Annotated in this window: 18 protein-coding genes; 11 read left to right on the forward strand and 7 right to left on the reverse strand. The window is 57.0% G+C overall.

The genetic code is table 11. The features are described from left to right. Positions 1-18 precede the first annotated feature (18 nt). Genes AC2FHX_RS00840 through AC2FHX_RS00850 form a run of 3 tightly spaced genes read left to right on the forward strand, consistent with a single transcriptional unit; the run spans position 19 to position 1479 of the window. Complete coding sequence (locus AC2FHX_RS00840; RefSeq protein WP_142633092.1) at positions 19-792, forward strand: heme ABC transporter permease; 774 nt, start codon at positions 19-21, stop codon at positions 790-792. Continuing rightward, complete coding sequence (ccmD, locus tag AC2FHX_RS00845) at positions 789-947, forward strand: heme exporter protein CcmD (RefSeq protein WP_185956600.1); 159 nt, start codon at positions 789-791, stop codon at positions 945-947. The genes AC2FHX_RS00840 and ccmD overlap by 4 nt, the downstream gene beginning before the upstream one ends. Continuing rightward, the gene (locus AC2FHX_RS00850) at positions 940-1479 is read left to right on the forward strand and encodes a DsbE family thiol:disulfide interchange protein (protein WP_142633094.1); all 540 of its coding nucleotides are present in this window, start codon (positions 940-942) and stop codon (positions 1477-1479) included. Before ccmD ends, AC2FHX_RS00850 begins: the two co-directional genes overlap by 8 nt. 199 nt (positions 1480-1678) lie before the next feature. On the opposite strand, the gene acnA is transcribed toward AC2FHX_RS00850, so the two are convergent. After that, on the reverse strand, positions 1679-4369 hold the full coding sequence (acnA, locus tag AC2FHX_RS00855; protein ID WP_496700550.1) for an aconitate hydratase AcnA: 2691 nt from the start codon (positions 4367-4369) through the stop codon (positions 1679-1681). Between the two features lie 227 nt (positions 4370-4596). Here acnA and AC2FHX_RS00860 point away from each other — a divergent pair, with 227 nt between their 5' ends. Beyond that, positions 4597-5298: a DUF1223 domain-containing protein gene (locus tag AC2FHX_RS00860; protein WP_496700549.1), complete on the forward strand. Its 702-nt coding sequence runs from the start codon at positions 4597-4599 to the stop codon at positions 5296-5298. Here the strand turns inward: AC2FHX_RS00860 and AC2FHX_RS00865 are convergent, their stop codons facing one another. From AC2FHX_RS00865 to purB, 4 genes are all read right to left on the reverse strand, one after another. Continuing rightward, a complete protein-coding gene (locus tag AC2FHX_RS00865; RefSeq protein WP_142633100.1) occupies positions 5299-6222 on the reverse strand; it encodes a lysophospholipid acyltransferase family protein in 924 nt (307 codons plus the stop codon). Positions 6223-6328: 106 nt separating this feature from the next. Further along, positions 6329-7420: a flagellar motor switch protein FliG gene (locus tag AC2FHX_RS00870; protein ID WP_496700548.1), complete on the reverse strand. Its 1092-nt coding sequence runs from the start codon at positions 7418-7420 to the stop codon at positions 6329-6331. 69 nt (positions 7421-7489) lie between these two features. Then, complete coding sequence (locus AC2FHX_RS00875; protein ID WP_142633104.1) at positions 7490-8035, reverse strand: tetratricopeptide repeat protein; 546 nt, start codon at positions 8033-8035, stop codon at positions 7490-7492. Between the two features lie 182 nt (positions 8036-8217). After that, positions 8218-9522: an adenylosuccinate lyase gene (purB, locus tag AC2FHX_RS00880; protein ID WP_142633106.1), complete on the reverse strand. Its 1305-nt coding sequence runs from the start codon at positions 9520-9522 to the stop codon at positions 8218-8220. Between the two features lie 89 nt (positions 9523-9611). On the opposite strand from purB, the gene AC2FHX_RS00885 reads away from it, so the two are divergent. The 5 genes from AC2FHX_RS00885 (at position 9612) to AC2FHX_RS00905 (ending at position 12069) form a co-directional block, all read left to right on the forward strand. Then, the gene (locus tag AC2FHX_RS00885; RefSeq protein ID WP_496730352.1) at positions 9612-9944 is read left to right on the forward strand and encodes a hypothetical protein; all 333 of its coding nucleotides are present in this window, start codon (positions 9612-9614) and stop codon (positions 9942-9944) included. Further along, positions 9941-10363, forward strand: a complete 423-nt coding sequence (locus AC2FHX_RS00890; protein ID WP_496700546.1) for a DUF6314 family protein — start codon at positions 9941-9943, stop codon at positions 10361-10363. Before AC2FHX_RS00885 ends, AC2FHX_RS00890 begins: the two co-directional genes overlap by 4 nt. Before the next feature lie 75 nt (positions 10364-10438). Further along, positions 10439-11026, forward strand: a complete 588-nt coding sequence (locus AC2FHX_RS00895; protein ID WP_142633110.1) for a biotin transporter BioY — start codon at positions 10439-10441, stop codon at positions 11024-11026. A 136-nt stretch (positions 11027-11162) separates the two neighbouring features. Next, positions 11163-11720, forward strand: a complete 558-nt coding sequence (locus AC2FHX_RS00900) for a hypothetical protein (protein WP_496692354.1) — start codon at positions 11163-11165, stop codon at positions 11718-11720. Positions 11721-11730: 10 nt separating this feature from the next. After that, on the forward strand, positions 11731-12069 hold the full coding sequence (locus tag AC2FHX_RS00905; RefSeq protein ID WP_496688465.1) for a hypothetical protein: 339 nt from the start codon (positions 11731-11733) through the stop codon (positions 12067-12069). A gap of 6 nt (positions 12070-12075) precedes the next feature. On the opposite strand, the gene AC2FHX_RS00910 is transcribed toward AC2FHX_RS00905, so the two are convergent. Beyond that, positions 12076-13290, reverse strand: a complete 1215-nt coding sequence (locus AC2FHX_RS00910; RefSeq protein WP_142633114.1) for a bifunctional alpha/beta hydrolase/OsmC family protein — start codon at positions 13288-13290, stop codon at positions 12076-12078. 232 nt (positions 13291-13522) lie between these two features. On the opposite strand from AC2FHX_RS00910, the gene AC2FHX_RS00915 reads away from it, so the two are divergent. After that, positions 13523-13705, forward strand: a complete 183-nt coding sequence (locus AC2FHX_RS00915) for a hypothetical protein (RefSeq protein ID WP_496688461.1) — start codon at positions 13523-13525, stop codon at positions 13703-13705. A 4-nt stretch (positions 13706-13709) separates the two neighbouring features. Here the strand turns inward: AC2FHX_RS00915 and dddP are convergent, their stop codons facing one another. Further along, on the reverse strand, positions 13710-15053 hold the full coding sequence (gene dddP / locus AC2FHX_RS00920) for a dimethylsulfonioproprionate lyase DddP (RefSeq protein WP_496700545.1): 1344 nt from the start codon (positions 15051-15053) through the stop codon (positions 13710-13712). Positions 15054-15175: 122 nt separating this feature from the next. Between dddP and AC2FHX_RS00925 the strand changes: the two genes are divergently transcribed. Further along, on the forward strand, positions 15176-15919 hold the full coding sequence (locus AC2FHX_RS00925; RefSeq protein ID WP_496730355.1) for a heme-dependent oxidative N-demethylase family protein: 744 nt from the start codon (positions 15176-15178) through the stop codon (positions 15917-15919). Positions 15920-15943 lie beyond the last annotated feature (24 nt).

Here is a 15943-nt window from a genome sequence, read left to right on the forward strand (position 1 = left end):
TCGGACTAGATAAGGCCCATGTCTATCGCAGCCAAAGCCAATACCCTCTGGGAATATGCCAATCCGCGCAAGTTTCTTGCCACCAGTGAACGGGTGATGCCGTTCTTCTGGGGCGCGGCTTTGGTTTGCATCGTCATTGGTCTGGTGTGGGGATTTTTCTTCACACCCGATGATTACAAGCAGGGATCGACCGTCAAGATCATTTACCTGCATGTGCCCGCCGCACTGATGGCGATCAACTGCTGGCTTATGATGCTGGCGACCTCTCTGGTTTGGCTGGTTCGCCGTCATCATGTCAGTGCGCTGGCTGCGCGCGCGGCCGCACCTGTGGGCATCGTGATGACATTGATTGCGTTGGCAACCGGGGCGATTTGGGGGCAGCCCATGTGGGGCACCTGGTGGGCCTGGGATCCACGTCTGACCTCATTCCTGATCCTGTTCCTCTTCTATTTGGGCTATGTCGCCTTGTGGGAGGCGATCGAAGACCCTGATACGGCTGCCGATCTGACCTCGATCCTGTGTCTGGTGGGGTCGGTCTTTGCTATCCTCAGCCGTTATGCGGTGAATTTCTGGAATCAGGGGCTGCATCAGGGCGCTTCTGTCCTGCGGGCTGGTGCCGTGACTGGAGCGGATACCGAAGAGAAGGTCAGCAATATCTATTTCTATCCTCTGCTGCTGTGCATTGTCGGGTTCGTGTTGTTGTTCATCGCCTTGGTACTTTACCGCACGGGTACTGAAATTCGCACGCGTCGGACCAAGACTCTGCTGGCGCGGGAAAGGGCAAACGGATGATCCCTGATCTTGGAAAATATGCCGATACGGTGCTCTGGTCCTATGTGGTTTCCATCGGGCTTTTGCTGGCGCTGGTTCTGGTCAGCGTGATGCGGGGCCGCAAGAGCCAGGCTGAATTGGAAAAAGTTGAACAGAGGATAAAGCGCAATGGCTAAGATCTCGCCCCTGATGATTGCGCCTCCGTTGATATTTGGTGCCTTTGCTGTACTTGCCGGTATTGGCATGTTCCGTGATGATCCAAACGCTTTGCCCTCGGCCCGTGAGGGCCAAACCGCGCCACCGGTTGTATTAACAGATTTTGCAGGCAAGCCACAATTTGACGACGCAACGCTGCGCGATGGACAGATCAAGCTTGTGAATTACTGGGCCAGTTGGTGCGCGCCCTGCCGGGTAGAGCACCCGAACCTGCAGGCCCTGTCGGATGAAGGCATTCCTGTCTACGGTATCAATTATAAGGACAAGCTGGAAAATGCCGAGGCATTCCTGAACGAACTTGGTGATCCCTATACGGGTATCGGCCGGGATGAACAGGGACGCATGGCGCTGGACTGGGGCGTTTACGGCGTACCGGAAACCTATGTGGTCGACGGCGACGGAACCATTATCCTGCGCTTTGCTGGGCCGATTACCCAGCGCGTCATCGAAGGAACTATTCGGCCCGCTTTGGAAAAGGCTAAGGCCGATTAACGCGGCAGGGTGAGGGAAGAAACACCAGTCTTCTGAATGATCTGGTCACAATCATCCATCTTGGTGCTGTCACCGTAGCCCCTCTGGTTGGGCAGAACCAAGTGGGAGGTCGGTGAAAAAGCCAGGCACAGCATCCTGGCGCAAATGGAACGTAAAAAGGGCGCCCGACCGGGCGCCCTTTTTAGTTTGCTCAGAGATCTTAGTCGGCCTTGGCCAGGTTCCGCAGCACGTAATGCAGCACGCCACCGTTTTCGATATATTCGATTTCGGGCGCGGTATCGATGCGGCACTTAAGGGTTATGGTTTTCTCAGAACCGTCACCGTAGGTGATGGTGCAGGGCACCTCTTGCAGCGGCTGGATCGTATCCAGACCGTGGATCGAGACGGTTTCATCACCCTTCAAGCCCAGCGTTTTGCGCGAGTCGCCACCGGTGAATTCGAACGGTACAACGCCCATGCCAACCAGGTTCGAGCGGTGGATACGCTCAAAGCTTTCGGCGATCACCGCTTTGACACCCAGCAGAGCTGTGCCTTTGGCCGCCCAGTCGCGCGACGATCCGGCGCCGTATTGCTCGCCACCGAATACAACCAGCGGCGTGCCCTGTTCCTGATAGGCCATCGACGCGTCATAGATTGAAGTCTGCTCGCCATCGGGGCCTTTGGTGTAACCACCTTCGACGCTGTCCAGCATCTCGTTCTTGATGCGGATATTGGCAAAGGTGCCGCGCATCATGACCTCGTGGTTGCCACGGCGCGACCCGTAAGAGTTGAACTCGCGCGGTTGCACCTGACGGTCGGTCAGATACTTGCCAGCCGGTGTTGTCGTGGCAAACGAGCCTGCAGGCGAGATATGGTCAGTGGTGACCATATCGCCCAGAATGGCCAGAACCTTGGCGTCTTCGATGTTCGAAATTGTGCCCGGCTCGGTCCCCATGCCCTGGAAGTAGGGCGGGTTCTGGATATAGGTCGAGGCCGGTGGCCAGTCATAGGTTTCGGCATCGGTGGTATCGACCGCTTGCCATTTCTCGTCGCCTTTGAAGACGTCTGCATATTTCGACAGGAACGCCTCACGGGTGACCGTCTGTTCGACCAATTCCGCCACTTCTTGCTGGGTTGGCCAGATGTCTTTCATAAAGACATCATTGCCGTCCTTGTCCTGACCGATCGGTTCTGAGGTCAGGTCGATATCCATCGTACCGGCCAGCGCATAGACCACGACCAGTGGCGGTGAGGCCAGGTAGTTGGCGCGAACATCCGGACTGATACGGCCCTCGAAGTTGCGGTTGCCCGACAAGACCGACGTGGCTACCAAATCGCCCTCGGCAATCGCCTCAGAGAGCTCTTTCTGGATTGGACCCGAGTTGCCGATACAGGTGGTGCAGCCGTAGCCGACAAGGTTGAAGCCGATCTTGTCCAGATCTTCCTGCAGGCCAGCGGCCTCAAGATAAGCAGATACAACCTGCGATCCCGGTGCCAGTGAAGTTTTGACCCAAGGCTGACGGTTCAGACCCAAGGCTGCGGCTTTGCGGGCCACAAGACCAGCGCCGATCATGACATACGGGTTCGAGGTGTTGGTGCAGGAGGTGATCGAGGCGATCACAACCTTGCCCGATTCCAGGGTATAGTCTTCGCCTTTGACGGTGACTTCCTTGCCCATGGGACGTTTGAACGTCTCGGCCATTTCCTTGGTGAACGCCGCCTTGGCACCGGTCAGAGCAACATAATCCTGGGGGCGCTTTGGGCCCGAGATCGCGGGAACGATGGTGCGCATGTCCAGCGACAGGGTGTCGGTGTAGATCGGTGCGTAATCTGCGTCGCGCCAGAAGCCGTTTTCCTTGGCATAGGCTTCGACCAGCGCGATGCGATCTTCGTCACGGCCGGTGTTACGCAGATAGCGCAGCGTTTCACCGTCAATCGGGAAGAAACCACATGTCGCGCCGTATTCCGGGGCCATGTTGGCAATGGTTGCCCGGTCGGCCAGCGGCAGACGGTCCAGACCTTCGCCGAAGAATTCGACGAATTTGCCCACAACACCCTTTGCGCGCAGCATTTCGACGACCTTCAGAACCAGATCGGTTCCGGTCGTACCTTCAACCAGATCTCCGGTCAGCTCAAAGCCGACAACCTCGGGGATCAGCATCGAGATCGGCTGACCCAGCATAGCGGCTTCGGCCTCGATCCCGCCGACGCCCCAGCCCAGAACGGCCATACCGTTGACCATGGTGGTGTGACTGTCGGTGCCGACCAGCGTGTCGGGATAGGCAACCTCGTTGCCATCCTGATCCGTGTCGGTCCAAACGGTCTGCGCCAGATATTCCAGGTTCACCTGGTGACAGATCCCGGTTCCGGGGGGCACAACGCGGAAGTTGTTGAAGGCACCCTGACCCCATTTCAGGAACTGATACCGTTCCATGTTGCGTTCGTATTCGCGGTCAACGTTCATCTGGAACGCGCGCGGGTTGCCGAATTCGTCAATCATGACCGAGTGGTCGATGACCAGATCAACGGGGTTCAACGGGTTGATCTTCTGCGCGTCGCCGCCCAGAGCCTTGATACCATCGCGCATGGCGGCCAGATCGACCACTGCCGGAACGCCGGTGAAATCCTGCATCAACACGCGGGCAGGGCGATAGGCGATCTCGCGGGGGTTCTTGCCACCTTTGGCGCCCCATTCGGCAAACGCCTTGATGTCGTCGACCGAGACGGAAAATCCGTCATCTTCGAACCGCAACATGTTTTCCAACACCACCTTCAGGGCGGCGGGCAGTTTCGAGAAATCACCCAGGCCGGCCTCTTGCGCGGCGGGGATCGAGTAATACGAGATGGACTTGCCATTCACGCTCAGGCTGCGGCGTGTCTTGGCGGTATCCTGTCCGACTTTGATGGGCATCTGTGGCCTCCCTCTCAAATGACGTGGAATATGGGATTCGCTGAGGGCTATCTGCATCACCCAAGCGCGCGGTTCAAGGTCCAACAGACCAGGTGCGGCAATTTTTGTATACCATTGCACACATTTTTGCGAAAACCTTGTGTCACCGGTCTCAAGAAACCTTGATTGGTGCTTGATCAGCGTTCCGTCTAAACCAGTAATGCACCCCATGAAACCCGAGAGCAAACATGTTCAAATCTGCAACCGCGACCGCCCTGGTGTCCTTGTTTCTGGCAACTTCGGTTGTTGCAGAAAGCGGACCCGTCGTGGTCGAGCTGTTCACCTCGCAAGGATGTTCGTCCTGCCCGCCGGCCGATCGGATCATGCATGACTTGGCCAAGCGGGACGACGTCATCGGTTTGGCGCTGCACGTAGATTATTGGGATTACATCGGTTGGGAGGATGAATATGCCATTCCCGCCCATACCGACCGTCAGCGCAGCTATGCCGGAAACTCCGGGCGTACGGTGATCTATACGCCTCAGATGGTAGTGAATGGTCAGCAGGATATTGTAGGGGCAGATACGGCAAAGCTGGATTACCTGATCGGCGACCATTCCAAGGCCGCTCCGCTGGCGTCGGTTTCGGCCTCACGTACAGGAGATAACGTAACTGTCGACGTTTCCTCGATCAGTTTGCCACCGGATCAGGTCTATGACATCCGGGTGGTGCAATACACGCCAATGCGCCATGCTTCGATCCGGCGCGGAGAGTTGGCCGGACAAGAACTGGATTATGCCAATGTGGTCGAGGCCTGGACAGTCGCCGGGCAATGGGACGGGACAGCGCCTAAGACCTATAAGGTATCTTTGACGTCAGGTTTACCGGCCGTTGTGTTGGTGCAAGGGGTTGGCCATGGGCCGATTATTGCGGCAGCACGCGTTCGCTGATCAGGGCATGTCTTTGGCTTGGACGCCTAGCCCGTTCCAGGTTTTCCAGCGACGATGAATCCAGAACCACTGACCCATATGCTGTCGGACAACCGCCTCGAGGTCATCATTGGTGAACTGGGTCATCGTCTTTGGATCCGTATGTGGGACCGGTTCGTGCAGGATGATTTCGAAATCAACCCCATTGGGCTGACGCACTGCATAGCACGGAATCAGGACGGCTTTGTATTTCATGGCCAGTTCAGCATTCAAAACCGACGTCACGGCCGGTTTGCCGAAAAAAGTCAGCTCTTCCCCGCCATGTGCGTGCAGGTCTGACACAATAGCGATGATCCCGCCTTTTTTGAGTGTCCGCACCATTTCGACCATCCCGCGACGGCCTTGTTCGAACATCGGGGCGCCGGTTTTGTAGAACGCATCGACATACATGTCGTTGAAGTAGGGGTTCGCCATTCGACGGTAGAGGCAGCCAATAGGCTGACCGCTGCGTTCTTGAAGGGCGATACGCGCGGCCAGGTAATGGCCGAAATGCGCAGTGATCATCATCACTGGTCGCCCTTCTGCCAAGGCGGAATCAAAGGCAGCAAGGCCCGTACCCGTGACTTTGGCAAAGCGTTGGCGTTCTGTGAAATCCTCGGGCGAGAAGTGCTCCATGATCGCGCGTCCGGCGTTGTCAGGAACGGCCTTGCAGATGCGTTTCACTTCGGATTCAGTCAGGTCCGGGCAGGTGAGTTTCAGATTGCTGCGTACTCTTTTCGAGAACCCGACCAACGGCGCAAGGTTTCTCGCTATGGCGCCCATTGTGGCAATGCGTGTCTCATAGGGCAGCAACCGTAACGCTTTGATAACGCCTTTCAGGAACATGCCGGATACATAGTATTTGCCAAGCTCGGACCTGCTTAGTTCAGACTTTTCAACGGGCATCAGAAGGTCTCGGCGTCTGTTGTGAATTGCCGGGTCAGACATACAAGCCGATCGCGGTAACCACAAGCTTTCTGCTCGGCCAGAGATTTAGGCGCGCTTACTCTCTTTATTCGTCGCCGTCATCATCCCGGAGCGTGATGGTTCCCTCATCGACAAGTGTCCGGATGGCGCCAATGATCTGGGTCATCGCCTCCTCTGCATCGGGTTGTTTGATTTTTCCGACCTCATCCATTTCTTCGCGCAGGTTTTCGGCCATACGCGACGACATGTTGGACAACAGGTAGTCAACCGATGCCCTGTCTCCTTCCGTTTCTGCACCGGCGAGCGCTGTAACCAGGACGGGTTGTTCCACACCGCGTAGAATGGCCGGTACATCACGGGGCAGAATACGGGACGGGATATGGGCGAAGGTGAAAATGGATTGGCGAACTATGGTGGCAAAATCGGCGTCTTCTTCTTCTAACGCGCTCAGCAGGCCGTCCCGGGTCGAGGCAGCGGACTGATTCAGTATCGCGCCAACGCGGGCACCCGGTCCGTCGGCAAACGCTGTGGCAGGGCGCTGATCCATCTGAGCCGCCAGCGACCATCCGATCCGCTCGACGGCCTCTGGGCTGACATTTGCAGTTTTCGAAACCGCATAGGTAATACGCCGAGCAACTGGGCCGGGAAGGTGCCCTAGCAGTTGCGCAGCTTTGGCGGTTTCAAGTTTCGATAGCATCACGGCCGCAATCTCAGTGCTTTCGGCCTGCGCCATTTCGGCCAGATCTTCTATAGGGATCTCTCGCAATCGCTGCCAAGGATCGCCGATCTGGCGTATCCCGGCCACTTTACGCAAACGCGCCGCAGTGGCCGGGGCGATTTTGTCGTTCACCACATCCAAAGCGCCCGCCAGACCATGTGGAAAGGACAGGCCAACACTGTCCAGCGCATCTGCAAATTCACCGGCAACAGCGTCCAAGGTAACCCGGTCGACAAGGCCCATTTTGCCCAGTTGGTGGGTTAGCTTTTCCTGTAAATCGTCGGGGAGCTCTTCCAGCGGAATGTCCGCCCCATCATTCAGCAAGAGACGCACAACCACAGCCGCCTTTTGTCGGCTGCTGAGGCTGCGGGCCACCAAGCGAAGGTCGTCATCGTTTTCTTTGGCCAGCTGGGCAGAAGCCCCCGGGGCCACCTGTACCAATGTGTTTGTGTTCTGCATCTGCCTGCGGTGCCAAAGTTCCTGTTCCACAGGCAGATTACAGAGAGTCGGGTAAAGAAAGGCTGAAGCTTAGTAGTTGTAGGTCAGTCCGGTGCGGATCGCCTCGCGCAGGGAAACCTCTGCCCAGGTTCCTTCGCCGCCGCGCGCCTTGATTTCACGCCACTGGGCAATCGCCAGATCGGTTTTGCCCTCGGCAACAAAGCCTTGCGCCATATAGGAACGTGCCAGGATATTGTCGGGATTTGCGTTAATTGCACCTTCATAGAACAGGTTCGCCAGTTCCAGCTTGCCCATCTTCCGATAGGTAAAGCCCCAATAGGTCATGACGCGATCGTCATTTTGGTCCATCACGCGCAGCACGCCTTGGGCGTTTTTGAACTGCCCGTCATAGGCCAGTTCACGCACGGCGTGGTACAGCTGATCCTGAGTGAAATTGGTGTTGCTGGGCTTTACGCATTTGCCCGCGGCCTCATCATAGACCCGTCCGAACAGACATTTCTTGGTGGTGTTTGTTGTTTTTGGCGGCGTCGATCCCCCGCCGCCACCTGCGGCATGAACCATGGGGGCAAATGTAAGGGCCTGAATTGCAATAACCGAAGCTAGGATGAGGCGCATAATTGGTCTCCGTTCGTAGGGCTGCTCAGAATAAGCATAGCGCGTTCTATACAAAAGCTAACAACTGATCGCGCGAATTTATTCACAAGTTAGAAAGCGGGAATGATCCTGCCGTGATCAAGCAAAGAAAAACCCGCACAAAAATTTTGTGCGGGTCAGTATTGCAGAGTCTTTACGAAATTTTACTCGCCAAACACCCGGGCAAAGATCGTATCGACATGTTTGGTGTGATAGCCGAGATCGAATTTCTCTTCGATCTCCTCCTTGCTCAACGCGGCGGTCACGTCAGTATCCGCCAGAAGTTCTTCTTTGAAGTCTGTGCGGTGTTCCCAGACCTTCAACGCGTTGCGTTGAACCATAGCATAAGCCTCTTCCCGGCTGACCCCTGCCTGCGTCAGCGCCAGCAGAACCCGCTGGCTCATCACTAGACCGGGGAACTTGTTCATGTTCTCCATCATGTTCTCGGGGAAGATCAGCATTTTGTCGATCACGCCCGTCAGTCGAGCCAGAGCAAAATCCAGTGTGATCGTGGCGTCCGGCCCAATCATGCGTTCCACCGAGGAGTGTGAGATGTCGCGTTCGTGCCAGAGCGCCACATTCTCCATCGCCGGGATCACCGCCGCGCGCACCATGCGCGCCAGCCCGGTCAGGTTCTCGGTCAGTACAGGGTTCTTCTTGTGCGGCATCGCCGACGACCCTTTCTGCCCCATCGAGAAGAACTCGGCCCCCTCAAGAACCTCGGTCCGCTGCATGTGACGGATTTCAATGGCAACGTTTTCGATGCTGCTGGCGATCACGCCCAACGTGGCAAAGAACGCGGCATGGCGGTCGCGGGGGATGACCTGCGTGCTGATCGGTTCGGGCACCAGTCCCAGCTTGTCGCAGACATGCTCTTCGACCTGAGGGTCGATATTGGCAAAGGTGCCGACCGCGCCGCTGATCGCACCTGTTGCAATCTCGGCCCGTGCGTCGCGCATGCGGGATAGGTTGCGATCCATCTCGGCATAAAAGCGCGCGAATGTCAGGCCCATTGTGGTGGGCTCGGCGTGGATGCCGTGGCTGCGGCCGATGCGGACAGTGTCCTTATGTTCGATCGCGCGGCGTTTCAGAGCGGCCAGCAAACCTTCGAGGTCGGCGATCAGGATGTCGGCAGCGCGGGTCAGCTGAACGTTGAAACAGGTGTCCAGCACGTCCGAGCTGGTCATGCCCTGATGCACAAACCGTGCCTCATCGCTGCCGACATGCTCTGCCAAATGGGTCAGAAAAGCGATGACATCGTGTTTGGTGACGGCCTCAATCTCATCAATGCGGGCCACATCGAATTCCACATCCTTGGCCTTCCACACGGCATCGGCGTTTTCACGCGGGATCACGCCCAGATCGGCCATGGCGTCACAGGCATGGGCCTCGATCTCGTACCAGATGCGGAACTTCGTCTCGGGCGACCAGATGGCGACCATGTCGGGGCGGGAATAACGTGGAATCATTGGCAGCGGCACCTTTTTATGATTTGGCAGAGGTCGTTGCGGCGCGGTTTAAACCCAGCCGCCCTACGGAACAAGGCGCGAGTGCGGTGATGAGACGGTTTGCCCTGATTTTATCCCTTTGGCCTGGTGTTGCGGCAGCGACAGAGTTCTGGCCGCTGACGGGTGATGAAATTACCGAAACCTTGTCGGGCAAAAAACTAACTTATGGCGACGGCATCTGGCAAACATTCGACCAAAGCGGGGTGACCCATTTTTTTTCGGGTCGTCCCAGCACCGGAAAGTGGGCCGTGCAGGGCGATCAGTATTGCTCGGTTTGGCCGCCTTCGGATATCTGGGCGTGTTATGATGTTCTGCAAAGCGGTGTCATCATTCGATTTATTGACGGCGCAGGCGAGATCACAGACGGGTATTATCCCGAATGACCTTTCCAAACGAACTGACCGACTTCGAAGGGGACTGGAGCCTGTCACGCACCATTCGGGATGCGCGGGCCGGGCAGGTAGTTTTGGCCGATGGCTCTGCGCGATTCACAAGGTCCAAAGACGGTCTGATCTATGACGAGACGGTAACTCTGCGTATTCCGGGCCAGCCCGAGATGATGGGAACGCGCCGATACCTGTGGCACGACAAGGGCGAAAGCGTTGCGGTGCATTTTGATGACGGGCGTTATTTCCACGCTCTCAAGCTGGGCCAGGCGCAGGCTGCGGATCACCATAATTGCTCGCCAGACAGCTATGACGCAGTCTATGATTTCTCAGGCTGGCCCTGCTGGAGGGTCCGTTGGACCGTGTCCGGCCCCCGGAAATCATACGAAATGAATACGGAATACATGCTGCGGTAGCGTAATCATCTTGCAGATGCGGCGCTGACAGGGCATTCCTGTTGCAGAATCTCGGTCCGTTTAGGGAGAAACAACATGAATGCGAACGTATTGGCCAATGCATTTGGCCCACGTGAAGGGACGGCGCTGCGCGTCAAACAGGTGGTTTTGGTTGCTTTGGGCATCGTTGCCTTGGCCGTCGCCGCCAAGATCAAAGTGCCGATGTGGCCGGTTCCAATCACCATGGGTACATTTGCGGTTCTGACCATCGGCACCGCCTATGGCGCACGGCTGGGTCTGGTAACCATGATGGGCTATCTGCTGATCGGCGCGCTGGGCTTTGACGTGTTCGCGGGCTCTTCGGCTGAAAAATTCGGCCTTACTTACATGATGGGTGGCACAGGCGGCTACCTAGTCGGATATGTGCTGGCAACCCTGATGCTGGGTACGCTGGCCGCGCGCGGCTGGGACCGTTCGGTCGTGAAAATGGCGTTGGCGCTGGTTCTGGCCAACGTTCTGATCTATGTCCCCGGCCTGCTGTGGCTGGGCCAGCTCTATGGCTGGGACCAGCCGATCCTGGCATGGGGCCTGACACCATTCCTGGTGGGTGATGCGATCAAGCTCGCGCTGGCCGCGCTGCTGATCCCCGGCCTGTGGAAGCTGGTGGGCGACGCCCGCACCTAAACCACAGTCAACCTAGTTGACATGAACCGCGCCCGGAGCGATCCCGGCGCGGTTTTTTGTTGCGCCAACAAGAGGCTGGACAAAACCGGTCGACACAGTTCAAGCTGTAGCAATAGAAACAACAGGTTATTCAGATATGCCTAATCTATTGAGGGCTGTAACCCTTTCCTGCGCGGTTGTTTGCGCCGGGGCAGGGAGTGCAAAAGCCGAAACACCGATCACCTATACTGATGAAGGGCGCGCCTTGTTCAGCTTTGCGGTACCAGATTTTTGGTCGGTTCGTACTGGCGGCCCGCGTGAGGTCGATGACACCGAGCTGAACGATCCCCGCGCGGTTGCCCGAGTCATGGGGATCAAACCGGTAACGGATGACAGCGTATGGATTGGATTTGTCTCGCCATCTGGTGTGTCATCCATCGACGGTGGCCTGCGATACCTTCAGGATATCGACAAGTTTCTGGTCAAAGATCCGATCGTTTCGGAAACAGTCGCAACCCGGATCGGAGGTCTGCCAGCGCGGGTTATCCGCGGTACCGGCACCCGTGATCGGCGGGGGATAAATTTCACGGCCACAGTGATTGACTTGCCGCGTGATCGCGTGGCTGTCGCAGTGGCCGTATTAAGAGACGGCGCCGATCCTGGCTATGTGGACGACCTGAATGCCGTATTCGCGTCATTCCGGTCGCTTCAGTGAGGAGGTTTGGATGACTCGTAAGCTGATGAAACGGTCGATCGCCGCGCTGGTATTCGGTTTGACCAGTATCACCTTGTCTGCCTGCGACGGCGTGACGGTTGGTGTGGGATACGGATATGATCCGTTCTATGACTCGATGCTTTGGAACGACTACTATCACGACGTTGATGTGGACATTGATGTAAATCGTCCACCGCAAGGTAAGCCTCCGGTCAAACCCAAACCTCCGGTCGCCAAGCCCCCGGCGCGCCCACGCCCCCCTGTCGCCAAGCCCCCGGCACGTCCACCGGTTGCCCGGCCGCCAGTTGCCCGGCCGCCTATTCACCGCCCGTCACCGCGGCGGCGCTGATGCGGATCACGACAGCAATTCCGTCGTGATTTTCGCTGTTCCTTCAAGTGTCCTGTGAACAGGGCACTTGTCGGCGATTTCAAGCAGACGTGCGCGCTGATCCTGATCCAAGGGGCCCTCGAGCCGGATTTTGCGGCGGAACAGATCGACCTTGTTGTCAGTGATCAGACCCGCATCCTGTGCGTGGACCTTGTTATGGCAAACATCGACAGTGATGCCTGTTAGTGGCCAGCCCTTGCGCCGCGCATACATCCGGATTGTCATCGAAGTACAGGCTCCCAGACCCGATGACACAAAGCCATAGGGCGACATACCGCGGTCGGTGCCTCCATATGAGGCCGGTTCGTCCGCAACAGCATGATGCTTGGGGCCGGACTGAATGTCTTGCTGGAATCCGTTGGGATCGGCCTCAGTCACCCGCACTACGCCTTCGGGCGCACCCGGTGGTGGGGCAGGCGGGCGCAGCACCACATAGCGCGTAACCCAAGCCGCTATTACATCTGCAGCATATTCCGCATCCGCCGCGCGTGTAATCAGGTGATCAGCGTCGTCCAGCGTCACGAAGCTTTTGGGATGTTTGGCTGCCAGAAAGATCGCGCTTGCATTGTCGATACTAACCGTTTCGTCGCGTGGCGCATGAAGTATCAGCAGCGCGGCCTTCAAATCCGCAATCGCAGGGGTTAGCGCGGATTGGGCGATATCTTCGACGAACGCTTTGCCAATACGGAACGGGCGACCACCCAAAGTTACCTCGGCCGATCCCTCTTGTTGGATTTCCGACAGTGCGGCGTCGAAATGGTGCGAGACATGCCCTGGATCGGCAGGCGCGCCCAGCGTCACAACGGCCTTAACACTCGAAATACCAGCTCGGGCGCGCAGAACCGCTGCCCCTCCGAGAGAATGCCCGATCAGCAGAGACGGGGACATGTTCCGTCCAGCCAGATACCGTGAGGCGGCGATCAGATCCTCAACATTCGAGGTGAAGGTGGTGTTTGCAAATTCGCCGTCTGAATGACCCAAGCCTGTGAAATCAAACCGTAACACCGCGATACCCATCGCTGCCAGACGGGCTGCGATCCTGCGCGCGGCCGGGATATCTTTTGAACAGGTAAAGCAATGGGCAAACAATGCCGTAGCAAGGACAGGCCCGTCCGGCAGGTCGAGGCGCGCAGCCAGTTGGTGGCCGTCGTGACCGGCAAAGGTGATGCGTTCGGTGGGCATGGCAGTTCCTTACGTCATGAGGTGCCTCAATATTGTGGCCGCCAGCGAGGGGTCTCAACCCCTATGTAAGAAGCGTCACGGGAAGGTGAGACTGGGTCAGGGGCCGGCGGAGTTCTGGTGCGATAGATTTCATCAACTTTTGTGATGCATTACCAGTCAAACATTCACTTTAATAAAGCGAACGCCACCCTCATCTTGAGCCTGTCGAACACAATCAGCCACGGAGGCAACAATGGTACATCTCACTTCTCAGCCACATGGCACAAATCTTCGCGTAGATTTACTGATCGTTATCGCCGTAACTGCGGTCATCAGTTTTGCCGCGGGTCAGAACTGGACACAGCCGACATCTTTTGCCAGCACCGAAATCGAGGACTGGCATGGGAACGTCAAACGGTCAAACTGGCCGAACTGAGGGGTCAGGCCAGCCCCATAAGCTGTGGGTCAAAGGGATAGGTGGACAGGTTTTCATACCCATCCTCAGTGATCAGAACCTGATCTTCGAGTTTGATTGAGAAATCTCCACCTACCTCGCCAACCGCAGCTTCGACGCATAGAACCATGCCCGGTTCCAGCGGATAATCATAAGCGCCGGCGACGGCCTTGTCCGGATAGGCGACCAGAGGCCACTCGTCACACAGGCCAACGCCGTGCATCAGGCAGCCGTATTTCTGGTCCTGAAACTTGCTATCCAACCTATGGCTGTTGGCGGTCAGTTCAGGGATCATAACGCCGGGTTTCAGCATCTCCATATTTGTCATGATATGCTCATGCGCGTGCTGCATGGCATAGACCATATCCGGGCGGGGTTTCTCGTCCCCGATCCACCAAGTGCGCGAGATATCGATGCAGATGCCGTAAGACCCGATCAAATCGGTATCGAAGGCGATGATTTCATTCTTTTGCGTGATCCGGGGACCACATTCCTGAAACCACGGGTTGGTGCGTTGGCCTGAGGCCAGCAGGCGGGTTTCGATCCATTCCCCGCCGCGCCGGATGTTTTCGGCATGCAGAATGGCCCAGATGTCGTCTTCCGAGGTTCTTCCGTCTCCGACATTGGCGCGGGCAAATGCCTCCATCTCGGCCACCGCGGTCTCGCAGGCGTGGTTGGCACATCGCATCGCCAGAATTTCGTCCGGGCCTTTCACGGCGCGGGACTTTTCAGTGACTTCCTCGCCTTCCATGATCTCGAACCCCTGGGCCTCAAGGGCGCGCAAACCGTGCAGCATGATCTTGTCCACAGCCAGCCGCTTGTTACCGCCGCCATGCGCATCAATCAGCGCCCGCACTTCGTTCGAGAGTACATCCGCGGCAACATCGACCTTGTCGCCGCGATCGAAATAGAACAGGTCGGCGCCCGACCGCTGTTCCTTCACTAATGGGTTGAATTGGCTTAGAAAAGGTGAGTTTTTATAGTCCCAGATCACCATATACCCGTCGGCACATAACAGCACTGCGCGGAAGGGGTTATGCGTGTTCCAGAGCTGCATGTTGGTGCTGTCTGTGGCGTATCGAATGTTCAGAGGATCAAACATCAACAAGCCACCATAGCCACGATCAACGATGGCCTTGGTCAGACGTTTCCACCTATACTCACGCATCCTCTCAAGGTTCGGCAAGGTCAGGCCGGCGGCTTCCCATTCGGCGAAGGCCAGCTGTGTGGGGCCGATCTCGATCCGGTCCAAATCATTGGGAGTGCCGTCCCCAAGCGCTGTGCCTTTGGTGGGGTCGATCTTGCGGATATCTCTATGGTGACGGTTCATAGTAGCCCTCCCTGCCTGTCTATCGAGCGTGAAGAAGCATTCTTTCAGCGTCTTGATAATTTGCGACCGCCATCCGTCGCTTTTTGACCGACAAGTCGAAGTGCCGATGTTAGGTCGGGCTCATGACGACCATTTTGCAGACCTCTACTCCCTATGATCCTTTGAAACCCCGCCCGCTGCCGGGTATTCAGCCCGCCAGTATGGAAACTTGGTTGCATCAGGACGAAGCGTTCGCGGCCCAGATGCAATATCGGGAAGCGTTGCTGAAAGAGCGTCACGCTGATGTTCTTGCGCTGGCGCCCGAAGCCGAACCAGCCGCACAAGAAGTCTTGGACCTGGTGTTGCAATATGCGTACCCCGGATGCTCAGACCTCGTCACGAGAGCCGATGGGCAGAAGGTCCAGATTGATCGGCAGGCCCCAATGGAAACCCTTTGCAGACTGGTGCAGGAGGATATCTGTATCTTGCAAAAGCAAGGGGACGAACATGTTTTGACTGGCGCGGTTTTGTGTTTTCCAGCCAGTTGGCGACTGTCAGAAAAATTCATGCGTCCCCTGATCGACATCCATGTACCGGTCAACAGCTACGACGAAAGCATCGCGCGCCGTGTCCAGCGGTTGTTTGATGGAATTCAGCCCGATAAGCCGCTCTGGCGGTTTAATGCGCTGTGGTATGAGGATGCCGATCTGCATCAGCCTCGAAGCGCTACAGAACCGCGCGAGGTCAGTTCACCCGGAGCCGCGTGCTATTTGCGCAGCGAGAGGCAAATATTGTTGCGGCTGCCGAAAACGCGGGCTGTGGTTTTTTCGATCCACACCTATGTTCTTGAGGCTGGAAGCCTTCGCCAAAAAGAAAACCCCACCTGACGGCGGGGCTTCCTAGGAGGGTCT

Source organism: Ruegeria sp. CDSC042 (assembly GCF_059610745.1).

Bases quoted from the DNA above. Each gene is read 5' to 3' on its own strand.
- AC2FHX_RS00850 (WP_142633094.1), top strand. From the start codon at position 940: ATGGCTAAGATCTCGCCCCTGATGATTGCGCCTCCGTTGATATTTGGT.
- AC2FHX_RS00905 (WP_496688465.1), top strand. From the start codon at position 11,731: ATGACTCGTAAGCTGATGAAACGGTCGATCGCCGCGCTGGTATTCGGT.
- AC2FHX_RS00910 (WP_142633114.1), bottom strand. From the start codon at position 13,290: ATGCCCACCGAACGCATCACCTTTGCCGGTCACGACGGCCACCAACTG.
- AC2FHX_RS00865 (WP_142633100.1), bottom strand. From the start codon at position 6,222: ATGCCCGTTGAAAAGTCTGAACTAAGCAGGTCCGAGCTTGGCAAATAC.
- AC2FHX_RS00890 (WP_496700546.1), top strand. From the start codon at position 9,941: ATGACCTTTCCAAACGAACTGACCGACTTCGAAGGGGACTGGAGCCTG.
- AC2FHX_RS00885 (WP_496730352.1), top strand. From the start codon at position 9,612: ATGAGACGGTTTGCCCTGATTTTATCCCTTTGGCCTGGTGTTGCGGCA.
- AC2FHX_RS00895 (WP_142633110.1), top strand. From the start codon at position 10,439: ATGAATGCGAACGTATTGGCCAATGCATTTGGCCCACGTGAAGGGACG.
- ccmD (WP_185956600.1), top strand. From the start codon at position 789: ATGATCCCTGATCTTGGAAAATATGCCGATACGGTGCTCTGGTCCTAT.
- dddP (WP_496700545.1), bottom strand. From the start codon at position 15,053: ATGAACCGTCACCATAGAGATATCCGCAAGATCGACCCCACCAAAGGC.
- AC2FHX_RS00870 (WP_496700548.1), bottom strand. From the start codon at position 7,420: ATGCAGAACACAAACACATTGGTACAGGTGGCCCCGGGGGCTTCTGCC.
- AC2FHX_RS00875 (WP_142633104.1), bottom strand. From the start codon at position 8,035: ATGCGCCTCATCCTAGCTTCGGTTATTGCAATTCAGGCCCTTACATTT.
- AC2FHX_RS00915 (WP_496688461.1), top strand. From the start codon at position 13,523: ATGGTACATCTCACTTCTCAGCCACATGGCACAAATCTTCGCGTAGAT.
- AC2FHX_RS00860 (WP_496700549.1), top strand. From the start codon at position 4,597: ATGTTCAAATCTGCAACCGCGACCGCCCTGGTGTCCTTGTTTCTGGCA.
- AC2FHX_RS00900 (WP_496692354.1), top strand. From the start codon at position 11,163: ATGCCTAATCTATTGAGGGCTGTAACCCTTTCCTGCGCGGTTGTTTGC.
- acnA (WP_496700550.1), bottom strand. From the start codon at position 4,369: ATGCCCATCAAAGTCGGACAGGATACCGCCAAGACACGCCGCAGCCTG.
- AC2FHX_RS00840 (WP_142633092.1), top strand. From the start codon at position 19: ATGTCTATCGCAGCCAAAGCCAATACCCTCTGGGAATATGCCAATCCG.
- AC2FHX_RS00925 (WP_496730355.1), top strand. From the start codon at position 15,176: ATGACGACCATTTTGCAGACCTCTACTCCCTATGATCCTTTGAAACCC.
- purB (WP_142633106.1), bottom strand. From the start codon at position 9,522: ATGATTCCACGTTATTCCCGCCCCGACATGGTCGCCATCTGGTCGCCC.